We start from the raw sequence: 19,094 nt of genomic DNA, 5'->3' as shown, positions 1-19,094 counted from the left end.
GAGTTACTTTCGCTAGGATATCATCGTCCAAAAGGGGTGAAGGCGTGATCAACAAAGAAACCGACGATACGGTATCCGACTTCGGAGCGATATCCAACGATCTCGACTATTCCGGGTACACGCTCATCGAGAGCCCTGACGACAACTTCGACGACAATTTCCAGCCACCGGTCTGCGACATGACGGATCTGACGGGCGGACCGGCGGCACGAGATCGCTTCATCAACCTCCTCGGCACCGCGATGGAGGATGTCGGGATCGCGATTTTGATCAATCACGGTATCGGCGCCGAAGAACTGAAGGCCACCGATGATCACGCATTGAACGTTTTCACAACGATACCCGATGAACAAAAATTGAGGTTCGTCTCGACGGACTGCGCCTATGGAGAGCCCTATTACCTGGGGTACGTTCCACTCCAGGAGAGTATGCCTTCGCTGCCCCATGCGGTAGAAGCATGGGAGTTCGACAGATCTGCCTTCCGAGTTCCCGGGGAAGATGCGGACAAGGCCCTCAGCTACTGGCCGAACGAGAAGTTCGAAGCCGCATTCAGAAACTTCTGGCAGGCATGCGAGGACTTGACACCGCAGCTCGGCAGAGCGCTGCTCCGGTATCTGGATGTCGATCCTTCGGTTTATGACGAGGAGATCTTCCCGACGAACGACGCGCTGAGAATCAATCACTACCCACCCATCAGCACTGCTGCCGGGAGCCTTGCCTCGCCGGCCCGCGTTCTCTCGCACGAGGACTATGGACTCATCAGCCTGATGGCGGGCAGTCCTATCGAAGGGCTGCAGGTGTATCGTCCGCGCAGCAAAGCTTGGAGCAGGGTCCACACTCCAGCCGGTTCTCTTGTCGTGATCAGTGGAGAATGGCTGCGGTTTATCAGCAACGATCGCTTCCGCGCCTGCACCCATCGCGTCAGCGTGCCACGTGACCCTGCCCAGCGGGCCGTGCCGCGGGTCACTGTTCTCTATACGCTTCATCCACATGAAGCATCGGTCGTCGAAGTGTTGCCGGGACTCCATCCGAAACATCAGCCGACCAGTGGTAGAGAATTCATGACACGGGTAGCTGACAGACTATCCGAAAGATGCAGATCGTTGACAAATCATCCTTGAGATTTATACCCGAGCACACGGAGAACGGACGCGATCTCATGAACAGTCGGATCAATGCGAACATCCCTGGTCATTCCAGGAGCCGACAGACTGTCCACGGGAGGTGGTGACTGTGCTGTTTCTTCCCCGGTCCGACATTGCTTCCCTGTTCGGCCAGGCTCGGTACCGCGCCTTTCAATTCGAGATGGAAGACGAACATATCGTGAGCGACGAGCACGAACCGATGCGTCGCTATCAGGCAGGCTTGGTGCCGCTGGACCCGGACGACTACCCGACATTGTGGAAGGAATGGGAGGATCTGAGTGACGCGACCACCGCCCGAGGAGTCGCCATGCAACGGGTCCGGGTCGTCACCGAGCCCCTGACCGAATACATCCGTTTTCTCCACGCGGTCACCGGGCGCAACCAGGCACACGGTGAGGACATTCGCTGGCTACCTCGTCATTGGCTGGAGCCTGAGGACTACACCGCAGACGAGTGGTGCCTGATCGACGATGACACGCTTGCCTGGACGTTGTTCGATGAGGAGGATTTCGTGGGCTACGGCCTGACGCATGATCCGGTCGAGGTCGCACGCGCAATTGCCGTGCGCGACGCGCTGTGGGCAAAGGCTGTCCGACACACCGACTACGTTCCGGGGTCTCGATAGGCCGCGGGTGTCGAACAGCCGGGGGTTCAGCAAAAGTCAGTTGCTGAACCCCCCGGGTGGTTCAAGCACCTGTCGCGTCCCAAAGCACGGGACAAATCGTAGGATCGCTGTAGTCGACGTCTCCGTTCGTCAGTCTGCCACACATCTGATCGTTGACATGTGAATGCAATTTCCCTGTTTCATCGTAAACCCGCTGGTATCGGTTCGCGCAATCCTGCATATGCACGATCAGCCCTACTCGCGCAAGGTTGCTCAGATTTGAGCCACTGCCGTGAATCGTCATGCAGCTGTGAAAACTCACCTGCCCTTTTCGCAGCAACAGCGGCACGCGACGAATTGGCATTCCGGTGCTCATGAGCAAACTCTCCGCCTTTGCCGGGTCGGCTCCGAGAATGAATTCGTCGTTATAGCGAACCGCGCTTATCTGCTCGGTATCTGACCATAGATGGCTCCCATCGATCATGATCACCGGTCCCATGGACTCGTCACAGTCCTGTAGAGCGATCCACGCAGTCAACATTCTGGTGGAGGTGCAGGTGTTCCAATGAACTCGGTCGGAATGCCATTCGATGGTGTGTTCCGTGCGCGGCGGCTTGTATATCAAGCTGCTCAACCAGAGCCTTATCTGACTGGTCTGCGCCAGCCGCGCCGCAATGGCCCCGATCAGCGGCTGGAGCATAAAGCTTCCGAGACGGTTGCTGGTCAGTGCGACGTGATCGTTGAATCGGAGCTGATAAGACGAGCCCTCGATCCAGTCGTCCATCTCGTCGAGCGTGATGGGTAACACCCTGTCGCGCTCGCCCCTGTGATGAGCCGCTAACGCAGCCGACGCGGCCTCCACCACTTCGTCGGTGAACAATCGTGGCGTGACGAACCAGCCGTGCTGCTGATAGAACTCGACATCGTCGTCGGATGGCAGCAACTGTTGTTCAGCCGGTGACAAATTGAACATAATACCTCGTTCCAGTGTTACCTTACGTATCCCACAGCACGGGACAAATCACGGGGTCGCTGTAGTCGAAATCGCCATTCGGTAGCTTGCGGCACATCCGATCGTTGGCAGTTGTGAGCAGTTCTCCTGCCTGATCGTAAACCGGTTCGTAGCGGTTCAGGCGATCCTGCATATCAACTGTTGCACCGACCCTGGCGCGCCCGCTCAGATTGGGGCCGCTGCCGTGGAGCGTCAGGCAGTGATGAAAACTGACTTCTCCTTTGCGCAACAACATGGGCACGGGTCGAAGTGGCATACCGGTGCGCTCGAGACGGTCCTGCAACACCGCGGGATCGGCGCCGAAGAATGTTCGACCGAATCTGATGGCACGAATGTCTTCGGTATCCGGCCAGCGGTGGCTTCCATCGATCATCACCACCGGGCCCATGGACTCGTCACAGTCCTGTAGAGCGATCCACGCAGTCAACATATTGGTGGAGGTGCAGGTACGCAAGTAGGCGCGTTCGGCATGCCATCCTATGGTGGTATCGCCGCCGGGGGTTTGTGGTTGCTTGTACACAATACTGCTCTGCCACAGTCTGATCTGGCTCGTCTGCGCCAACCGCGCGGCAACCGCCGCGACTACCGGCTGCAACATGAAATCGCGGAGGCGGCGATTCGTCAACGCGACGTAATCGTTGAACCGGATCTGGTGAACCGCGCCCGGGGCCCAGTCGTAGAGCTCGTCGATCGCGCCTGGCAATGCGTAATCACGCTCGCGTCGGTGATGCGCCTCCAATGCGGTCAACGCATCGTCGACTGCCTCATCGGTGAACAATCGTGGTGTGATGAACCAGCCGTGCTGCTGATAGAAGTCGACATCGTCATCGGACGGCAGCAACTCTTGTTCAGTCTTTGTCAACTCGAACACCGAATACCTCCTTTTATCGACCGGCCCGGCGGTCGATAAGTCGCAGATGCAGTCCTCCTGGTACCAATGAGACCGAAAGTGGGGGGTGGATGCGCAGACCCGGGATGGTCTGCAACCGCCAGCGACTCGCGATAGTCACCAAGGCCAGAACGACCTCGATCATCCCGAAGGCTTCTCCGATGCACTTTCTGGCCCCGCCGCCGAAGGGCAGGAGGGCTTCGGGGGACGACGCCGCGCGTTCCGGGAGCCACCGGTCTGGATCGAAACGATCGGGATCGTCGTAGAGGTCGGCCCGCCGGTGGATGAGATAGGGGCTCAGAGCGACGGTGCTGCCGGCAGGTAGATCGTACGGGCCGAGCCCGACCCCGGCGGTGACTGTGCGTGTGAAGAACCACGCAGGAGGATAGAGGCGCAAGGTTTCGGTGACGATCCTGCTCGCCACCGTCAACCGGTCCAGGTCACTGTAATCGGGCTGCCGTCCCGAAAGCACAGTATCGATCTCGGCATGCAACTGCGCCTCTATATCAGGGTGTTGCGCAAGCAAATACAGCACCCACGCCAAAGCGGAGGAAGTAGTCTCCGTTCCTGCGACGAAGAACGTCACGACGGCATCGCTGACATCGCCGTCGATCGCGCCATGAGCGTCACTCTCGTTGTCGTGGACCGCCAGCAGCGCCGAGAGCAGATCCCCGTTGTCGATGCCACTCGCGCGGCGATCGGCGATGATGCCGTTCATCGTCTTCCGTAACCGGCGATTGGCGTGGTTATACCGTCGAGTACTGGGAATCGGTAGCCGGCTGATCGCGTCGGGCAGCAGCGTGCGCTGAAAAGTGCCGTCGAAGGTGGCGGTGAGATCACCGATCACCTCCTGCAGCGCCCCGGCTGAGAGGGTACTGGAGAACATAGTGGCGCCGAAGACTCTGGAAGTGATCGTAAACATCTCGGGACACACGTCGAGGACTTGACCAGAATGCCAGCCGTCTACGACGGAGGCTATCTGAGTGGTCATCGTGCGTGCGTAGCCCGCGATACGTTTCGGATGAAAGGCAGGCTGGGCCAGGCGGCGCTTGTGCCGATGCTTGCTGTGCGTACACGTGGCGACGCTTTCGCCCAGCCACTCCCGCTCTCGTTCCAGGAACAGACCACCTTTGTCGAAGGTCCGGTCGTCGACCAGAACTTTGCGAGTCAACCCGGGATCACATATCACGACAGCGACCTTCGGACCGAGGCGGATCTTCACGACATCACCGTGTTCGGGCAGCTGAGCCAGAAATGCGAAAGGCTGCTTCAAGAACGGCAGAAGATGGCCGACCACAGGCCGGGCCCCTGGCGCGGTTGGTATCTCGTAGGAGAGCCCTGTCATGAGACGCTACGTTTCCCTTCATAGATCCCGGGGTCACCGCTGCTGACGGCCCCGACCTGGCGAAGCCAACTGAACCAGTCCTCGAGTCCCCATGACCGAACGACGAGTCCGTCGGCGATCTCGTGGAATTCATGGATTCGGATCCGGACCGCTCTTCCGGTCGCGGGCACACCGAGCCACTCTCCCTCGTGGACGCCGCGCATCTCCCCACGGACCGCGACCATCCCGTTGCCGTCCTCCTCGCGGCCGTCGACGATCGTCTCCACGACGATCGTGAATCCAGAGAAGGCGTGATTGACTGCGGCAACGAGACTTTCGATTTCGTCACGTCCTGACGCCGGCCCGGATGAGTTGTCGCTCCAGCCGGGTGCCAGGACATCATCCAGAAGACCGACGTCGCCGCTCAAACCGCGGTAGAAGGTCTTGATCAAGTCGTCGACTGACGGCCTCACCCGCGAACCCCTTCCGGTTCTAATACTTCTCGTGCGTCGCAGCCAACAGTTTGTTGACATACTCGAGCGCGAGCCGCGGAGTCCGGAGAATTTCTACGGTCTCGTTCGGTAGCAGCATCGGTATGCGGACATGCCATTCCCGTTGAATTCGTTCTGCCAATTCGATCGTGCCCAGCGAGTCCAGACCGAGGTCACTGAAGGGCTCATCGAGTACCTTCACGGTGAGCTCCATGTCGGCGCCCTCACAGGCCCGGTACAGTCGACTCAGGTCATCGAGTACGAACTCTCTCATCAGTGCTCCTTATCGGAAAAGCAGCGGCCCACCACGATCAGCCGGTGGTTTCATGGCAGGTACACGCGGTGCCACGGTCGAGGTGTGCGAGGTGGACAATGTGGCGTGCTGCGACCTGGATCGCGCAAACCGCGACGTGTTTGTAGGTGCCGAAGAAGCCGCTCAAGAGGATACTGGCTGAGCGATTGTAAACTTCATGCCACCAATGATCAGGTACGTAAAGTGCGTCTCCGGCCCCGAGTTCGACTTCATACAGGCGCCCTTCCGAATTTGTCCTCGCGGCGGCTATCTCGACTAGTGGCAGGGCCGACAGGCGCGCCCATGGATCGTATTTTGTGGATAACGCATCGGCCTCTTCTACGAATCCCGGAGGAGCAATGCGGAAACGCTTGTTGCCGCGGATCACTACGGCGATGTTGCCGAGAAGGTCGTAGTGAGCGCCGGTGCGCGCCCTTGCGGGACCCACCCAGACTCCGGGAGGTGGGGAGACCACCTGTCGCGGGAAGAGCCTCTTTCGAGCAGATATGTCGGCCTGAAGCTGCGGGAACCTCCGCAGGAGGTTGAATTCTTTCAGATACAGGGATTCTTCGCCGGGGTCGTCGTGCATGAGGAGCTCCATGTACGCTCCCAGCGTCGACTCCGTGAAACGTGTCGCGCCGCTCTCCCGATCCCCTCGAACCAATTCGATGGACATCTCCGGCCGTAGCCTTCCGAGGAATTCGAAATCCCACCGATGCACGGCCGGCCAGTCGGCGGCGAGCCCCGGAAAGAATGCTGGTTCCCTGTTGGCGATATACTCGCTCAACGGTGCGGTTGCAGGTTGTAGCTGCGGCATATTTCCTCTTCTCCCCTTCGCCGGCGCCTTGTGCAGTTACCCGCAACTCGATCAAAGACTCCTGCGGATGACGGCCCCGTAGTCCAGGGACTGCGGGTGGGGAAAGTAATGAGGCTTGACCGAGACGATCGTCGTGAAACCGTTCAAATAGTAGTAGCGCAGCTGCCGGTCCAGGGGCGTTCCGTCGTCGTTTGTCGCATAGACATAGGAGGTGGGCGAACCCTCCGGATTGGCCTTGATCCATTCGCGTAACCCGGGGACGGTCGACCCTCCGTACAGGTTCCGATAACCCATGGCAGCCAGCTGCGGCAAGAAGGAGCGAAAGAGAGCTTCGGCCGCGCTGGAGCTGGTGCTGGTCAGACTCACGCCGAACAGACAATCGGTACTGCCGGGTGGGGGCAGTGGAGCGTAGGCGCACGCCCTCCAGTTTTCCGCCTCCTGAATCGTTTCCCTCGTGACGGGTCGAGCGAACATGGTCGCGAGGAGTCTGTCCCCGTCCCGCGCGAACGCGCCAGCGGCATGTTGGGGTAGCTGATCGATTCTGTCGAACAAGTCCTCCGCTGTAGCGGCCTGTTGGTCGTCCCACTTGGCACGCTCCATTTCCACCACTTGGTCCAGATCGGACAGCCGGAGGTTTCTGACCTCGATATCGTTTCCGGCGATGGTGCGGACGGTGACCCGCGGAGTATTGTCGCCTGTTGGCATTTGCTTTCCCTTCGAAGGCATTTCCCGACTACGGGAGGTCGAGGGGCCGGGAGCGGCGGTCGTGGTCGAGAGCCTCGTTGATGTAGACGGCGAGTCGAGTCGGGGTGGGGTGGTCCAGGATGCCTGCGACCGTGAGCCGGATGCCGGTAGCGCTGCTGAGGCGAGTGCGTAGCTCCACATTGGACAGCGAGTCGAACCCGGCGTCTCGGAAGGTCCGGTCCGCCGCGAGGGCGTCGGGATCTTGGTGTCCCAGAACGAGAGCGGCGTGGGTACGAATCAAGGCTGTCAGCGCTTTGACTCGTTCGCTGGGCAGCAGCCCCATGAGGTCCGGTCGCGGGAGGTCTTGCGCAGCGGAGCCGGTACCGTCGCCGACAGGTGGCGGCGTGAGTTGCCGAGGCAGTTCGGCCAGTACAGCAGCCAGCGGCGTACCGGGGTCGATGGGCGACAGCGCCGTCGCGGCGAGAAGAGGCTCATCCAGCTCCAGGGCCATGTCGAAGATGGCCAGAGCGCCGGCAGTGTCGAGTGGGGCCAGACCGTGCCGGGCGAGACGTGCTCGGTCGGTGTCGTCGAGGTGGGAGGTGAGCGCACTGGATTGCTGCCACAGTCCCCACGCGATCGATGTGGCAGGCAGGCCGATGCTGTGCCGGTGGTAGGACAGCGCATCGAGGAAGGCGTTCGCTGCCGCGTAGTTCGCTTGTCCGGCCGTGCCTACCAGGTTGGCGATCGACGAGTACATCACGAAGGCGCGCAGGTTCATTTCCGCGGTGAGCTCATGGAGGTGTAGCGCCGCGATCGCCTTGGACTGCAGGACTCCACAGAGCCGATCGGGAGTCAGGTCGGTGAACAGACAATCGTCCAAGATTCCTGCGGCATGAACGACAGCGCCGAGAGGGTGGCGCGGCGGGATATTTCGGATCACCGACGACAGTGCGGTGCGGTCTGAAACATCGCACGCCGCGAAGGTGACCTCCGCGCCCATTTCATGGAGTTCACCTGCCAGCTTCCGGGCCTCGACCGCCTGGTCGCCCTGGCGGCTGAGAAGGACGAGATGGCGACAACCGTGGGCGGTGACGAGATGACGCGCGAGCAATCTACCCAGACTTCCCGTACCGCCGGTGATCAGGACGGTCTCTTCCGGAACGAGAGAAGCGGGTTGAGTCAGGACGAGCTTGCCCATGCTGTGCCCTTGACTGAGGTGCCGCAGCACTTCCCGCGCGTGACCGATGTTCCAGGTCTGGACGGGAAGAGGGCTCAGAAGACCGTCGGCGAACAGCGATTGGAGGTGGTCCAGGACTACCTCCACATGAGACATCGGAAGTACCGCGATGTTGATGGTCTCGTAGGTGATATCGGGGTACCCGACGGTGGCAGTAGCAGGATCTCTGAGGTCGGTCCTCCCCATCTCCAGGTAGATCCCCCCGGGCCGCAGGAGCCGCAGCGAAGCATCCACCGCTTCGCCGGCCAGACTGCCGAGGACGACATCGACACCGGTGGCGCCGGTGACCTCGTGGAACTGATGTTCGAACCCGAGGGTGCGGGAGTCGGCGATTCGTTCTCGCGGAATCCCCATCGCCTCGACGACCCCCTGCTTGGGAAGGCTTGCGGTCGCGTAGATCTCCGCGCCGAGCATGGCGGCGATCTGGACAGCGGCCATGCCCACTCCCCCCGCCGCCGAGTGGATCAGAACCCGCATGCCTGGTTTGACCTCCGCGAGCTCGACGAGCGCGTGGTAGGCCGTGAGGAAGACGATGGGCACACCGGCGGCCTGGGCATGACTCCAGTGCGCAGGCACGGTGAGGAGGGCACATCGGTCGACGACGACGAAGGGTCCGTAGCCCCCCGGCCTCGAGCCCGCGTGCAGCACGACCGCGGCGACCCGCGCGCCGAGTGCTACGTCGCCGACCTGCTCGCCCACCGCCACGACTTCACCGGCCACTTCGAAACCGAGTGCGGTTTCGTCGAGGATGCCGAGCGCGACGAGAGGATCACGGAAGTTCGCGCCGGTCGCCAGCACACGGATCCGCACTTGGCCCGGCTCGAGCGGCATGGTGAGGTCGGGTGCCGGTGCAGCGACGACACTGTCCAAGGTTTTGTCCCGACCTGGGACCAGCCTCCAGGGTTGCTCGACGGCAGGGGGCCGGAGGAGGCCATCGACTGCCGGAGCGAGCCGTGGGACGAACGCCTGCGCGCCGCGCAGAGCTATCTGCGGATGGTCGGTGGCGATAGCCGCGATCATCAACTGGTGATCGAGAGAGCCGGTGTCGAGATCGATCAACTGCAGACGGCCCGGATTCTCGCTCAGAACCGAGCGCATCATGCCTGCGCATGCTGCTCCGATCGCGTCCGGCACGCACTCCGCGACGCTCGCACTGTAAGCGCCGCGAGTGACGCAGACGATCAGCGTTTTGTGGAGCAGATCTTCGGACAGCAGCGTCTGCGCATCGACCATCACACGGGAAAGGTGTTCGCGCAGTGCGGTTTCGCCTGGCAGCTCGTTCACCTGAGCCGAGGAGCGAAGATCGAGCAGAACGACTTCCGGTACGCATCGCCCGTTGTGGAGCGCGAGGGACAACGAGCAGGCATCGGGGTGTACATCCGCCCCTGGAAGATCACGGTGTGAGCCGACAACCGCCCATCGTGAACAATCCTCTTCGCTGTCGGTGCCCACATCCACCGGCCGCCACAGGAATCGGAACGCATGGCGACCGTCGGTGGCGAGCATGCTGCGCAATCCACGTTTCGTCACCGGACGCAGGAGCAGATCTCGGAAGTCTGCGACAAGGTTTCCCTCAGGATCGGTGACCCGAACGTGGTAGCGGTCCGGTCCGGCCGGGCTTATCGTGGCGCGCAGATCGTCGGCCCTCCGCGGCAGTATCCGCGCGGATCCGATGGAGTACGGCAATACGGTGCCCTGCTCGGATCCAGTCAGCAGCAGAGCGTGCAGGATCGAGTCGACCAGAGCGGGATGAACAGCGAAGCCCTCGGTGTGTACGCGCTGTTGCTGCATCAGATGGACTTCGACGTACAGCGTGGCGTCTTTGCTCCACGCGGCCGTCAGGTTCTGGAAGGCGAAACCGTAGTCGTAACCCCTGTCTCGTAGCGCGCGGTAACATCCGTCCACGGATATGGCATGACTGCCTCGCGGGGGCCACACCTGGTCCTGTGTACCGTCTCCGGTTTGCGCGGTGGCGGTGTCGATGGTTGTTGTCGCCTCGCCATGGCAGCGCCATTGCCCTTTGTCCCCGCGATCGCGGGAGTGCAGGGTTACCCGTCGGCCGCCGGCCTTTCCCACCGGGCTGCACATCACCTGGATGTCGACTGCTGTATCGGTCAGCAGCAAAGGAGAGCTCAGGACCAGATCCTGCACTCCGCTTCCCCCCGCCCTCGAAGCGCACCAGGCGAGAATTTCGACCGTCACGGTGGCCGGCACGATGACGCGGTCGAATACCTTGTGGTCCGCCAGCCACGAGTGCTCTTTCATATCGAGGTGGCCGACACACACCATGCTGCCGTCGGAAAGGTCCGTGGTGGCGGTGATCAGCGGGTGGTCTGCAACATCGAAAGACCCCTCGCGCACAGTCCGTGACGTACTGGTTGCGGGTAGCCAGTAGGACCGACGTTGCAGCGAATACGTAGGTAGGTCGACCTCACGGGCACAGGGATATAGCGCCTCCCAATCGACATCGGCGCCTTGCGCGTGCGCGTCGGCTACGGCGGCGAGAAAGTCCTCACCTCCTCCTCGCCCGCGCTGAAGTGTGCCGGTCACCCCGGCGTCGATGTCGACCGCGGAGGCGATTTCGGCGATGGCGCCGGTCAGCACGGGATGCGGCGATACCTCGACGAATTGCCGGTATCCTGCGGTCAGCGCACGACGTATCGCCTCATCGAAATGGACAGTCCGGCGAAGGTTCTCGAACCAGTACGAGGCATCCAAGCTGGTCGCATCGATCATCTCGCCGGTGGTCGAGGAGATCATGGGTAGCCGTGCTTCCCGCGATGTGATTCCCGCGAGGTCGGCGAGTATACGATCGCGCAGCATCTCCATATGACTGCTGTGGGACGCGTAGTCCACGGGCAATAGCCGCCCCTCGACACCGTCCTGTTCGCACCGCTGCAGCAACTGTGTCATCGCTTCGGCATCGCCGGCCACCACGGTGGCCGACGGTCCGTTGACCACCGCCACCTCGAGCCGGTCGCTCCATTGAGACAACAATTCCCGCGCACGGTCGGCGGGCATCACCAGGGACGCCATGGCCCCCCGCCTGTCGACCGCCCGCAGAGCGCCACTGCGCAGCGCCACCACACGGGCGGCCTCGTCGAGCGTCAGGGCTCCGGCTACATGAGCTGCGGCGATCTCTCCTTGGCTGTGCCCGATAACGGCGGCGGGAGTGACACCGACGCTCTGCCACAATTCGGCCAGCGACACGTACATCGCGAACAGGAGCGGCTGGATCACCTCGGCACGCTCCACCGCTGCACTCCGATCTCCGCGCAACACCCCCATGACGTCGAAGTTCGCGTAAGGTCTCAGAGCCTCGGAGCAGCGTGCCATCGATCGGGCAAAAACGGGCGAGTCGGCAAGCAGCCGGGTGCCCATCCCGACCCATTGCGATCCTTGGCCGGGGAAGACGAATACCGGCCCCGGTCCGTGCCGCACCTTCCCCACGGCCACGCCGAGCGGGGCAGGTACCGCTTCCGCAGCGAAGGCATCCAGCCTCGCCACCAATTCCGCTATCCCGCCTCCGGTGACAACAGCTCGATGCGTCAGAGCGCTGCGCGTGGTGCCCAGCGACCAGCTGAGATCCATCTCGGAGAGTTCCCGGTGGCTCCGCACGTACCGGCCCAGCGCTGCGGCCTGTGCGACGAGAGCGGACGGCGACGCCGCGTACAGCGGCAACATCGGTATCTGCTGCCGCAGCGGGGAAGACTCGCGCCGGCGCGGGGTCTGATGCCTGACAGCGGCGGGCTCGGGAGCTTCTTCGAGGATCACGTGGGCGTTGGTGCCGGTGATCCCGTACGACAGGACGCCGGCGCGACGTGGTTCGGACGTTCGCGGCCAGGAACGCGGCTGATGCAGTAGCCGCATCCCCCCTGCCGACCAATCCACACCCGCAATCGGTCTCTCCACATGCAGCGTGGCGGGCAGCCGCTCGTGCTGGAGCGCCAGCACCATTTTGATGAGGCCCGCGAGACCGGCTGCGGCCAGTGTGTGGCCGATGTTCGATTTGACCGAACCTACCCACAGGGGATCGTCCGCGGAGTGGTGCCGGGCATAACTGGTCTGCAGAGTTGCGGCCTCGGTGGCGTCGCCGAGCGGAGTTCCGGGACCGTGTGCTTCGATCGCCCCGATGTGCTGGGGAAGCAAACCGGCGTCGTCGAGCGCGGCATCGATCACGGCCTGCTGCGCACGCCCGTTCGGCGCCTGCAGAGTGGCACTTGCCCCGTCCTCGTTGACCGCGCTGCCTCGGATCACCGCCAGCACAGGCTTTCCCAGTAGTTCGGCCCGCTCCAACGGCATCAGGACCAATGATGCAACACCCTCTGCCGGAGCGAATCCGTTGCCGTCCGCGGAGAATCCGCGTGAGTAGCCATCCACCGAAAGGACCCGGTGCCGCGAATATCGTGCCAGCATCGACGGATCGGAAATCGCGGTAGCGCTGCCGACGATGGTGACGTCGCACTCACCGGACCGGAGTGCACGAATCGCCAAGTGCAAGGCCACCAGAGCGGACGAGCAGGCTGTATCCACTGTGATAGCAGGACCGTTGAGGCCCAGGGCATACGCAATCCTTCCCGAGGTCGCACTCAGCATCGTACCCATCAGCAGATGCCTTTCCAGGCCCGGAATTCTCGAGCCTGCCAGGCCGTAATAGCTGTCGGTCGCACCGACATAAACTCCAGAGCGGACATTGCTCAGCGACCGTGGGCTCAAGCGCGCGCGTTCCAGCGCCAGCCAAGAACTTTCCAGCAGCATTCGTTGCTGCGGGTCCATCGTAGTGGCTTCCCGCGGGCCGATCCCGAACAAGGTCGCATCGAAGTCGCCGATATTCCGTAGGAAGCCACCCCGCTGGATGTAAGTAGACCCCTCGACGGCCGGGTCCTCGTTGTACACACGACGAAGATCCCAGCCACGTTCCGTGGGAAGGCCGAAGGAGACATGTCTGCCTTCGGAAAGGAGCTTCCAAAATTCATCCGGATCATCGGCACCAGGGAAACGACAGTCCATGCCTACGATCGCAATCAATCCGCCCAGCCCGGAGTCTCTGTGGTTAATCATGGCACCATTCATTCATCGCGATTACGCAAAAGTTCGCACCAAATATCAGAATGAGCGAATTTCTCAATACCGTAAGCAGAACTCACCGATGGGGTGGCGCGCCGACCACGAGTCGGCGACAACGACGGTCACCGTCCCGTGGCGAAACTCCTACGCGCCATCTCGCACGGAAGACGTCTAATCGTCATAGTTCACATATTTGCCGGCCAGCTTGGCCATGAAGTCCTTGGCGCCGATGGGGCCGTATTTCGGGCTGCAGCCCGGCCATACCTCGAGAACTGAGGTTTCACCGGGAAGAACGAGATAAGGAACAGAGATCCGGGACACCGCCCGGTGTCCGGGTTCTCTGGGCGCGCACACACGATGCGAACACGAACGGAAACGATCGGCGCTGACCATTTGGAGCCAGTCGCCGCTGTTCAAGATCATGGACCCGAGGGGGGCGGTGACCCTGCTCCAGGTTTTGCGTTGCGGGTGGTAAACCTGCAACCCTTCGATCGGATTGGCCGGCAGCAAGGTGATCAGGCCGTAGTCTTCGTGGGTCATGAAACGACCTGTGTTCTCGTGACCACCCGCTTGACTCTCGAGGGCTGGGTAGTGGTTGATCCTCAGTACACCATACGGTGGTGAAAGTTCCTCGTCGTAGATCGAGGGATCGATGTTCAGATACCGGAGCAGGGCCTGCACGAGCGGGAGAGTCAATTCCTCGCACGCCTGCCAGTACGGCCTCAGCGCAGTTTCGAACTTCTCATCCGGCCAGAAGCTCAGGGCCTTGTCATGATCCTCGCCGGACAGCCGGAAGGAATCGCGAAAGAATTCCCACGCTTCCACAGCATTCGGCCGTGTCGGTGTCCACTCTTGGACCGCGAAGTACCCACGACGGAATGCTCCGCCGTACACATAGTCTGTTGCAGCGAATTTCAGCTTCTGTTCCTCGGGTACCGAGGTGAACAGTTCCAATGCGTTCGCATCGGTGGCCTGAAGCGATTCGGTGTCGATTCCATGGTTGATCAATATCGCGAGCCCGGTATCCTCCATGGCTCTGCCGAGCAGATCGACGAAGCGTTTCTGCGCCGTCGCATCACCCTGCAGGTCGGACATATCGCAGACCGGCGCCTCGAAACTGTCGTCGAACACGTCATCGGGGCTTTCCTCGAGCGAGTAATCGAGGTCTTTATCTACCACCCCGAACTTGCCGAGCGCCTTATTGGCATTGTTGGTACCCATGTTGTCACCTCTAAAGAATTCAAGCCGTCAACGGACGATTGTTTTTGCACGCAGCGCCAAGTGGACAGGACAGCCGAGATCAGCCCTGCCAGGAATTCCTCACCAGAGCGAACCGCCGGGCTACCTGCGCATCGATCCGACGCACAGAAGACCTCAGCGATCCAGATACCGGGCAGCCAGCCTCGTCATGAAATCCCGACCACTGATCGGCTGATACTTCGGATGGAAGCCCGGCAATACTTCCACGATCGACGTTTCGCGTGGATGAACGACATACGGAATGGTGAGGCGGGGCACAGCTCGCTGGGCGCGGTCGCGAGGCACGCTGACTCGATGGGTACAGGAGTGGAAGTGGTCGTTGCTGATCATTTTCAGCCAGTCGCCGCTGTTCAATACAAAAGACCCGGCCGGCGCGTGGACCCTGCTCCACGTCTTGCGTCGAGGGTGGTAGAGCTGCAGTCCCTCTACCGGGGTGGCCGGCAGCAGAGTGATCAAACCATAGTCCTCGTGGGCGATGACGCGGCCTGTCTTCCCGGAATCTGCCACGGCATCGTCGATCGGCGGGTAGTGATTGAACCTCAGCACGCTGTTCGGCGGAGACAATTCTTCGTCATACAACGAAGGGTCGACCCCCAAATATCGGAACATCGCGTGCACAAGCGGAAGCACCATCCGCTCACATGCCTGCCAATAGGGTCGCAGCGCGACTTCGAATCGCTCCTCCGGCCAGAAAGTGAGAGCCTTTTCCGCATCTTCTCCCGGAATACGGAAAGCCGCTTTGTCGAGCTCCCACGCTTCTACCAAATTCGGCAGCGAAGGCGTACTTTCCTGGAGCGGGATGTATCCCATTTGCAGCGGCTCTCCGAACGTGCAGTCCGTCGCGACGAACCTCAACTTCTCTTCGGCGGGCGTCGTCGTGAACATTTGCAGAGCCGCGTCAGCGGCCGTGGGCAGGATCGCTTCCGCCCCATGATTGATCAAGATAGCGAGTCCGACATCCGCCATGGCCGTGCCGAGGCGATCTATGAAACGGCCTCGCGCCGCCGCATCGCCATCGAGGTCCGCCATGTCGCAGACCTCCGGCTCGAAACTGTCGTCGAATACATCGTCGGGACTCTCGACAAGGGAATACTCTAGATTGTCGAGATCACTCTCCACCACTGCGACTTTTGTGTGCCCGGCGTCGGATTTACTTGCACTCACGCTAGCCCCCAACAAGATATTTGATAAGGCGTCCGGCAGTGATCCACTCGATGGCGACATAAGCTTGAGAAAGATCAAATTGGGGCGGACACCACGTGCTTCAAGCATGCACCACGGCAGCTGCACTGTCAACGGTCGAGGTAGGAATTCTGATACACGGCAGGAGTGTCGCGACAATGGCTATATTTCAGCAATCCAATTCGGCAGCCGGCCTGACCGACGCATTAGAAAGGGATTCCAAGTTCGCAAATCTTCGCACTTCCGACGAACCAGGTCAGCCTGCACGTATCTGCCATTGGAGGCCGGCACAGAACTGTTGCGACGACAGCCGGAGTCCATGCCCGAGCGGGGAACATGGCCGGCCGCGACACTCTGCCGTGCCATCTCGCAACGAGCAACACAGGCGACAATTTTGCATTCGAACAGTGGTAGCCAGTTCCGATCTGTGCGGACAAAGCTTGTGACACAGGCTGTTGTTGACATGCCGCGTTGGATGTGTTGTCGCCGTCCTGAAGATATGCGATGACATCGATGCGAGTGAATAGTCAGACAATTGCGAAAGCTGACCTGACCTTTGCACAGATTCATCGGAACCTGCTTGACAGGCAATCAAGCGTGTTCGAGACAGGTTTGTGAATGCTCACGGTCGATGCCGAGTAAGGCCCATCGGATAGTGCGAGCCCTCTTGCCAACCGAAGATCGCGTTGACCGAGATAGGCATGTCGGCGTCACGTTCGCCTCGATGGTGGGCCTCGACGGCTCCGATGACTCGGTCCAGGTACCAACCGTGCTCCTTGCCGAACCCAACGCCCTGCTCGCAGCCGCACCTGCTCGGATGTCGCCAGCTCGAACATGGGAGCACCCCTTCCCGTGCGATCATGCCAACTTGCTATGGACCATCGTAGGGCGATACGCGTTGCGAGAGTGGCTATTTCGGCTAGCGAGCTGGTCGACAGCAGGGCTCGGATGCCTTGATCCACAGTGACTTCCACGCCTGAGCGGTGCCGGTAGCGCACTTGGCACTGATCAGTCCGTTGGTCGGCACGGCCCGTTGGAGTGCTTGAAGCAGGGCACGTTGGCGGATGTTGAGCCCTCGGACCGAGCTGGATCGGTGCATTGCGCACCCCCGATCCGTGCCCGGATCGTGGGCAGCTCCCGCTGCTCACCGTGGCAGATGAAGCACCCGACACAGCAGCAGTCGCGCTGACCGTCGCTACACCCCGAAACCCGCTGCTAGCGTATAGTTTTCGTGCCAGAATAGGGGCGGCGACCGGAGCGGAACTGTTGGGCAACCACTGCGCTCGACGAGACCTGCAACTCAGCCGCCGATTTCAGGGGAATGACCATGACCGACGACCCGAACACTCCCGGCCACGCGCCGGGATCGACCGTCCGGAGCGAAACGGTCGCGGCCGCCGCGTCCCGTTCAGCACGATCGAGCGTGACAGCAACGCCACTGTGTTTACCTCCGGACCGGCCATCAGGGCAGTGGGCTGCCCGCGGCGACTGGGCTGCCTTCTCCGAGGAACCCCGCGCTCGGGCCGGTGCCCGGGGGCCGACCGACCTCGCGGCTGCGCGCGGGCACCTGGCCGAACCTATCGGCCGCTCCGACCCCGGCGTCCAGGCATGACCGACGAGTCCCAGCGCACACCGGTGTTGACCGTGACGATCCCAGCGGCGCTGGTGTGGACCCAGCACGCCCTCGCTTGTGCATGGCCGGTCATCTACCGGTGGCTTCGGTCGTGAGCCCATCGACCTGTCCTAGGTGGACCCGCACGATCTTTACCCACCCGGCGGCACCCTGCTGCGCGCCTCCATCAGCCCGTTCGACGAGGCAACCGGACCAGCGGCACACTACTCATCGTCCGCAGCGGCACCCAGCACCGAGCAGGCCGGGTATCAACAACATGACGGCCATCGGCGGAATCGTGGAGACTGAAAAGCATGTCGCGGCTCGAGCTTTTCGCACAACCTCGGTGGCGGAAGACCGGGAACGTGTATTTTCCGGTCGCCGCCCGGGTCGACGGTCGGTGGTGGGTCTTGCGGCTCAACAGCTTTCCCGATCATGCGCTGTGGACGCTCTTCGTCGAGGGCGTGCCGTATTTCGACATCGATGGCTTGCCGACGACATGGGGGCAACCACTGGACCGGTCCGTTCCGATGCTGGAAACCGGCACTATCGAGGAAGTCCTGGCCCCGGTTCGGGATTTCGTGACCTACGGCAGTGAAGTCGGTCAACCGTGCGACAACCCGTTCTGTTGCGGGTAGAGACGCCTCTAGTCAACGCCCCTTCGGACCCCCGTCGCGGCGTGAATCCTGGTGACCGTGTTGGCGAGTCGGCGCTGATGTGAGCCCGCCCAGTAGATGCGCCCGCACTCCGAGCACCGGCGAAAGGTCTCGTAGTAGCGGCGGGTGAGCGGTTCGAGGCGATCGATGATGTCGCCCTTCGCCACGTCGGTGACGATGCCGCCGCAGCGCAGGCAGCGGGTGAATGGGGCAAGGCGATCGGCCAGGTCGAGCCTGCGGATCAGCTCGACGATCTGCTCGAACGGCCGGTCCGCGTGCACGTAGACGCCGTGAGTGACGTTGCGCCGCGCGAGGAGGCCGCGGTCGCGGGTGAGCAGGATGCGATGCTCGGCGGCGGCTGTCTCGGCCAGCGCGGCGTCGGCGGCGGCCCAGTCGCAGCGGGTGTCGAGTCCCATCAGGCGCATCAGCCGGGCGAGGCCGCCGAGATTGACATCGACGATGAACCGCGGATCGCGCAGCGGGCGGGCCCGCACCCTGGTCAGCGGCCCGACATCCAGAGTTTCGAACATCGGGTACGCGGCGATCCGATCGCCCGGTCGCGGGTGGTGGCCGAAGTCGACGGACTCACCGTTCACCAGTATCAGATCGACCTCGGTGTGCGGGATGCCCGCGGCCTCGACGATGTCTTTGACGGTCTGATGCGGACGGACCGGTCGCTGCTGCGCCGCATACCGAGCGGCCGGGCGTAGGAAGTCGTTCAGCTCGGCGTACGCGCGCAGTTCCACACTGGTGGACATACCACCATTGTCGTCGCGGGCCCACTCCCGCGGGGAGCACCCGCCGGGACCGAGCGGCGTGCCT

At 62.0% G+C, this 19,094-nt stretch carries 14 protein-coding genes; 3 read left to right on the top strand and 11 right to left on the bottom strand.

All coding sequences use genetic code 11. The features are described 5' to 3' along the window. The first annotated feature begins 44 nt into the window (after nucleotides 1-44). Both ACFVAV_RS30535 and ACFVAV_RS30530 read left to right on the top strand, forming a co-directional pair. Nucleotides 45-1,121, top strand: coding sequence for a 2OG-Fe(II) oxygenase family protein (locus ACFVAV_RS30535; RefSeq protein WP_379039038.1), 1,077 nt, complete (start codon nucleotides 45-47; stop codon nucleotides 1,119-1,121). Between the two features lie 112 nt (nucleotides 1,122-1,233). Continuing rightward, entirely contained in the window at nucleotides 1,234-1,770 is a 537-nt protein-coding gene (locus tag ACFVAV_RS30530) for a DUF6879 family protein (protein ID WP_379039037.1), read from the top strand. Between the two features lie 61 nt (nucleotides 1,771-1,831). Here the strand turns inward: ACFVAV_RS30530 and ACFVAV_RS30525 are convergent, their stop codons facing one another. The 10 genes from ACFVAV_RS30525 to ACFVAV_RS30480 all read right to left on the bottom strand — a co-directional run bounded on the left by ACFVAV_RS30525 (nucleotide 1,832) and on the right by ACFVAV_RS30480 (nucleotide 15,941). Then, nucleotides 1,832-2,722, bottom strand: a complete 891-nt coding sequence (locus ACFVAV_RS30525) for a phytanoyl-CoA dioxygenase family protein (protein WP_379039036.1) — start codon at nucleotides 2,720-2,722, stop codon at nucleotides 1,832-1,834. A gap of 22 nt (nucleotides 2,723-2,744) precedes the next feature. Further along, a complete protein-coding gene (locus ACFVAV_RS30520) occupies nucleotides 2,745-3,632 on the bottom strand; it encodes a phytanoyl-CoA dioxygenase family protein (RefSeq protein WP_379039035.1) in 888 nt (295 codons plus the stop codon). Between the two features lie 13 nt (nucleotides 3,633-3,645). Further along, nucleotides 3,646-4,995 (bottom strand): cytochrome P450, encoded by a 1,350-nt coding sequence (locus tag ACFVAV_RS30515; protein WP_379039034.1) that lies wholly within the window; start codon nucleotides 4,993-4,995, stop codon nucleotides 3,646-3,648. After that, nucleotides 4,992-5,426 (bottom strand): ester cyclase, encoded by a 435-nt coding sequence (locus ACFVAV_RS30510; protein ID WP_379039033.1) that lies wholly within the window; start codon nucleotides 5,424-5,426, stop codon nucleotides 4,992-4,994. The genes ACFVAV_RS30515 and ACFVAV_RS30510 overlap by 4 nt, the downstream gene beginning before the upstream one ends. Before the next feature lie 40 nt (nucleotides 5,427-5,466). Beyond that, nucleotides 5,467-5,739 (bottom strand): acyl carrier protein, encoded by a 273-nt coding sequence (locus tag ACFVAV_RS30505; protein ID WP_379039032.1) that lies wholly within the window; start codon nucleotides 5,737-5,739, stop codon nucleotides 5,467-5,469. Between the two features lie 37 nt (nucleotides 5,740-5,776). Continuing rightward, nucleotides 5,777-6,574, bottom strand: coding sequence for a cupin-like domain-containing protein (locus ACFVAV_RS30500; RefSeq protein WP_379039031.1), 798 nt, complete (start codon nucleotides 6,572-6,574; stop codon nucleotides 5,777-5,779). Between the two features lie 51 nt (nucleotides 6,575-6,625). Beyond that, nucleotides 6,626-7,279: a hypothetical protein gene (locus tag ACFVAV_RS30495; protein ID WP_379039030.1), complete on the bottom strand. Its 654-nt coding sequence runs from the start codon at nucleotides 7,277-7,279 to the stop codon at nucleotides 6,626-6,628. 28 nt (nucleotides 7,280-7,307) lie between these two features. Beyond that, complete coding sequence (locus tag ACFVAV_RS30490; RefSeq protein WP_379039029.1) at nucleotides 7,308-13,556, bottom strand: type I polyketide synthase; 6,249 nt, start codon at nucleotides 13,554-13,556, stop codon at nucleotides 7,308-7,310. Nucleotides 13,557-13,733: 177 nt separating this feature from the next. Continuing rightward, nucleotides 13,734-14,783, bottom strand: a complete 1,050-nt coding sequence (locus ACFVAV_RS30485) for a 2OG-Fe(II) oxygenase family protein (protein ID WP_379039028.1) — start codon at nucleotides 14,781-14,783, stop codon at nucleotides 13,734-13,736. A 153-nt stretch (nucleotides 14,784-14,936) separates the two neighbouring features. Continuing rightward, a complete protein-coding gene (locus tag ACFVAV_RS30480; protein WP_379039027.1) occupies nucleotides 14,937-15,941 on the bottom strand; it encodes a 2OG-Fe(II) oxygenase family protein in 1,005 nt (334 codons plus the stop codon). Between the two features lie 1,989 nt (nucleotides 15,942-17,930). Here ACFVAV_RS30480 and ACFVAV_RS30475 point away from each other — a divergent pair. Next, complete coding sequence (locus ACFVAV_RS30475) at nucleotides 17,931-18,254, top strand: hypothetical protein (protein ID WP_379039026.1); 324 nt, start codon at nucleotides 17,931-17,933, stop codon at nucleotides 18,252-18,254. A gap of 8 nt (nucleotides 18,255-18,262) precedes the next feature. On the opposite strand, the gene ACFVAV_RS30470 is transcribed toward ACFVAV_RS30475, so the two are convergent. After that, nucleotides 18,263-19,030 (bottom strand): Mut7-C RNAse domain-containing protein, encoded by a 768-nt coding sequence (locus tag ACFVAV_RS30470; RefSeq protein WP_379039025.1) that lies wholly within the window; start codon nucleotides 19,028-19,030, stop codon nucleotides 18,263-18,265. Between the last annotated feature and the right edge of the window lie 64 nt (nucleotides 19,031-19,094).

This window comes from Nocardia sp. NPDC057663, assembly GCF_042799895.1.
GTDB lineage: Bacteria > Actinomycetota > Actinomycetes > Mycobacteriales > Mycobacteriaceae > Nocardia.
This window is presented reverse-complemented; position numbering and strand designations above follow the sequence as displayed.

Bases quoted from the DNA above. Each gene is read 5' to 3' on its own strand.
- ACFVAV_RS30475 (WP_379039026.1), top strand. From the start codon at position 17,931: ATGTCGCGGCTCGAGCTTTTCGCACAACCTCGGTGGCGGAAGACCGGG.
- ACFVAV_RS30505 (WP_379039032.1), bottom strand. From the start codon at position 5,739: ATGAGAGAGTTCGTACTCGATGACCTGAGTCGACTGTACCGGGCCTGT.
- ACFVAV_RS30485 (WP_379039028.1), bottom strand. From the start codon at position 14,783: ATGGGTACCAACAATGCCAATAAGGCGCTCGGCAAGTTCGGGGTGGTA.
- ACFVAV_RS30490 (WP_379039029.1), bottom strand. From the start codon at position 13,556: ATGATTAACCACAGAGACTCCGGGCTGGGCGGATTGATTGCGATCGTA.
- ACFVAV_RS30470 (WP_379039025.1), bottom strand. From the start codon at position 19,030: ATGTCCACCAGTGTGGAACTGCGCGCGTACGCCGAGCTGAACGACTTC.
- ACFVAV_RS30525 (WP_379039036.1), bottom strand. From the start codon at position 2,722: ATGTTCAATTTGTCACCGGCTGAACAACAGTTGCTGCCATCCGACGAC.
- ACFVAV_RS30500 (WP_379039031.1), bottom strand. From the start codon at position 6,574: ATGCCGCAGCTACAACCTGCAACCGCACCGTTGAGCGAGTATATCGCC.
- ACFVAV_RS30515 (WP_379039034.1), bottom strand. From the start codon at position 4,995: ATGACAGGGCTCTCCTACGAGATACCAACCGCGCCAGGGGCCCGGCCT.
- ACFVAV_RS30495 (WP_379039030.1), bottom strand. From the start codon at position 7,279: ATGCCAACAGGCGACAATACTCCGCGGGTCACCGTCCGCACCATCGCC.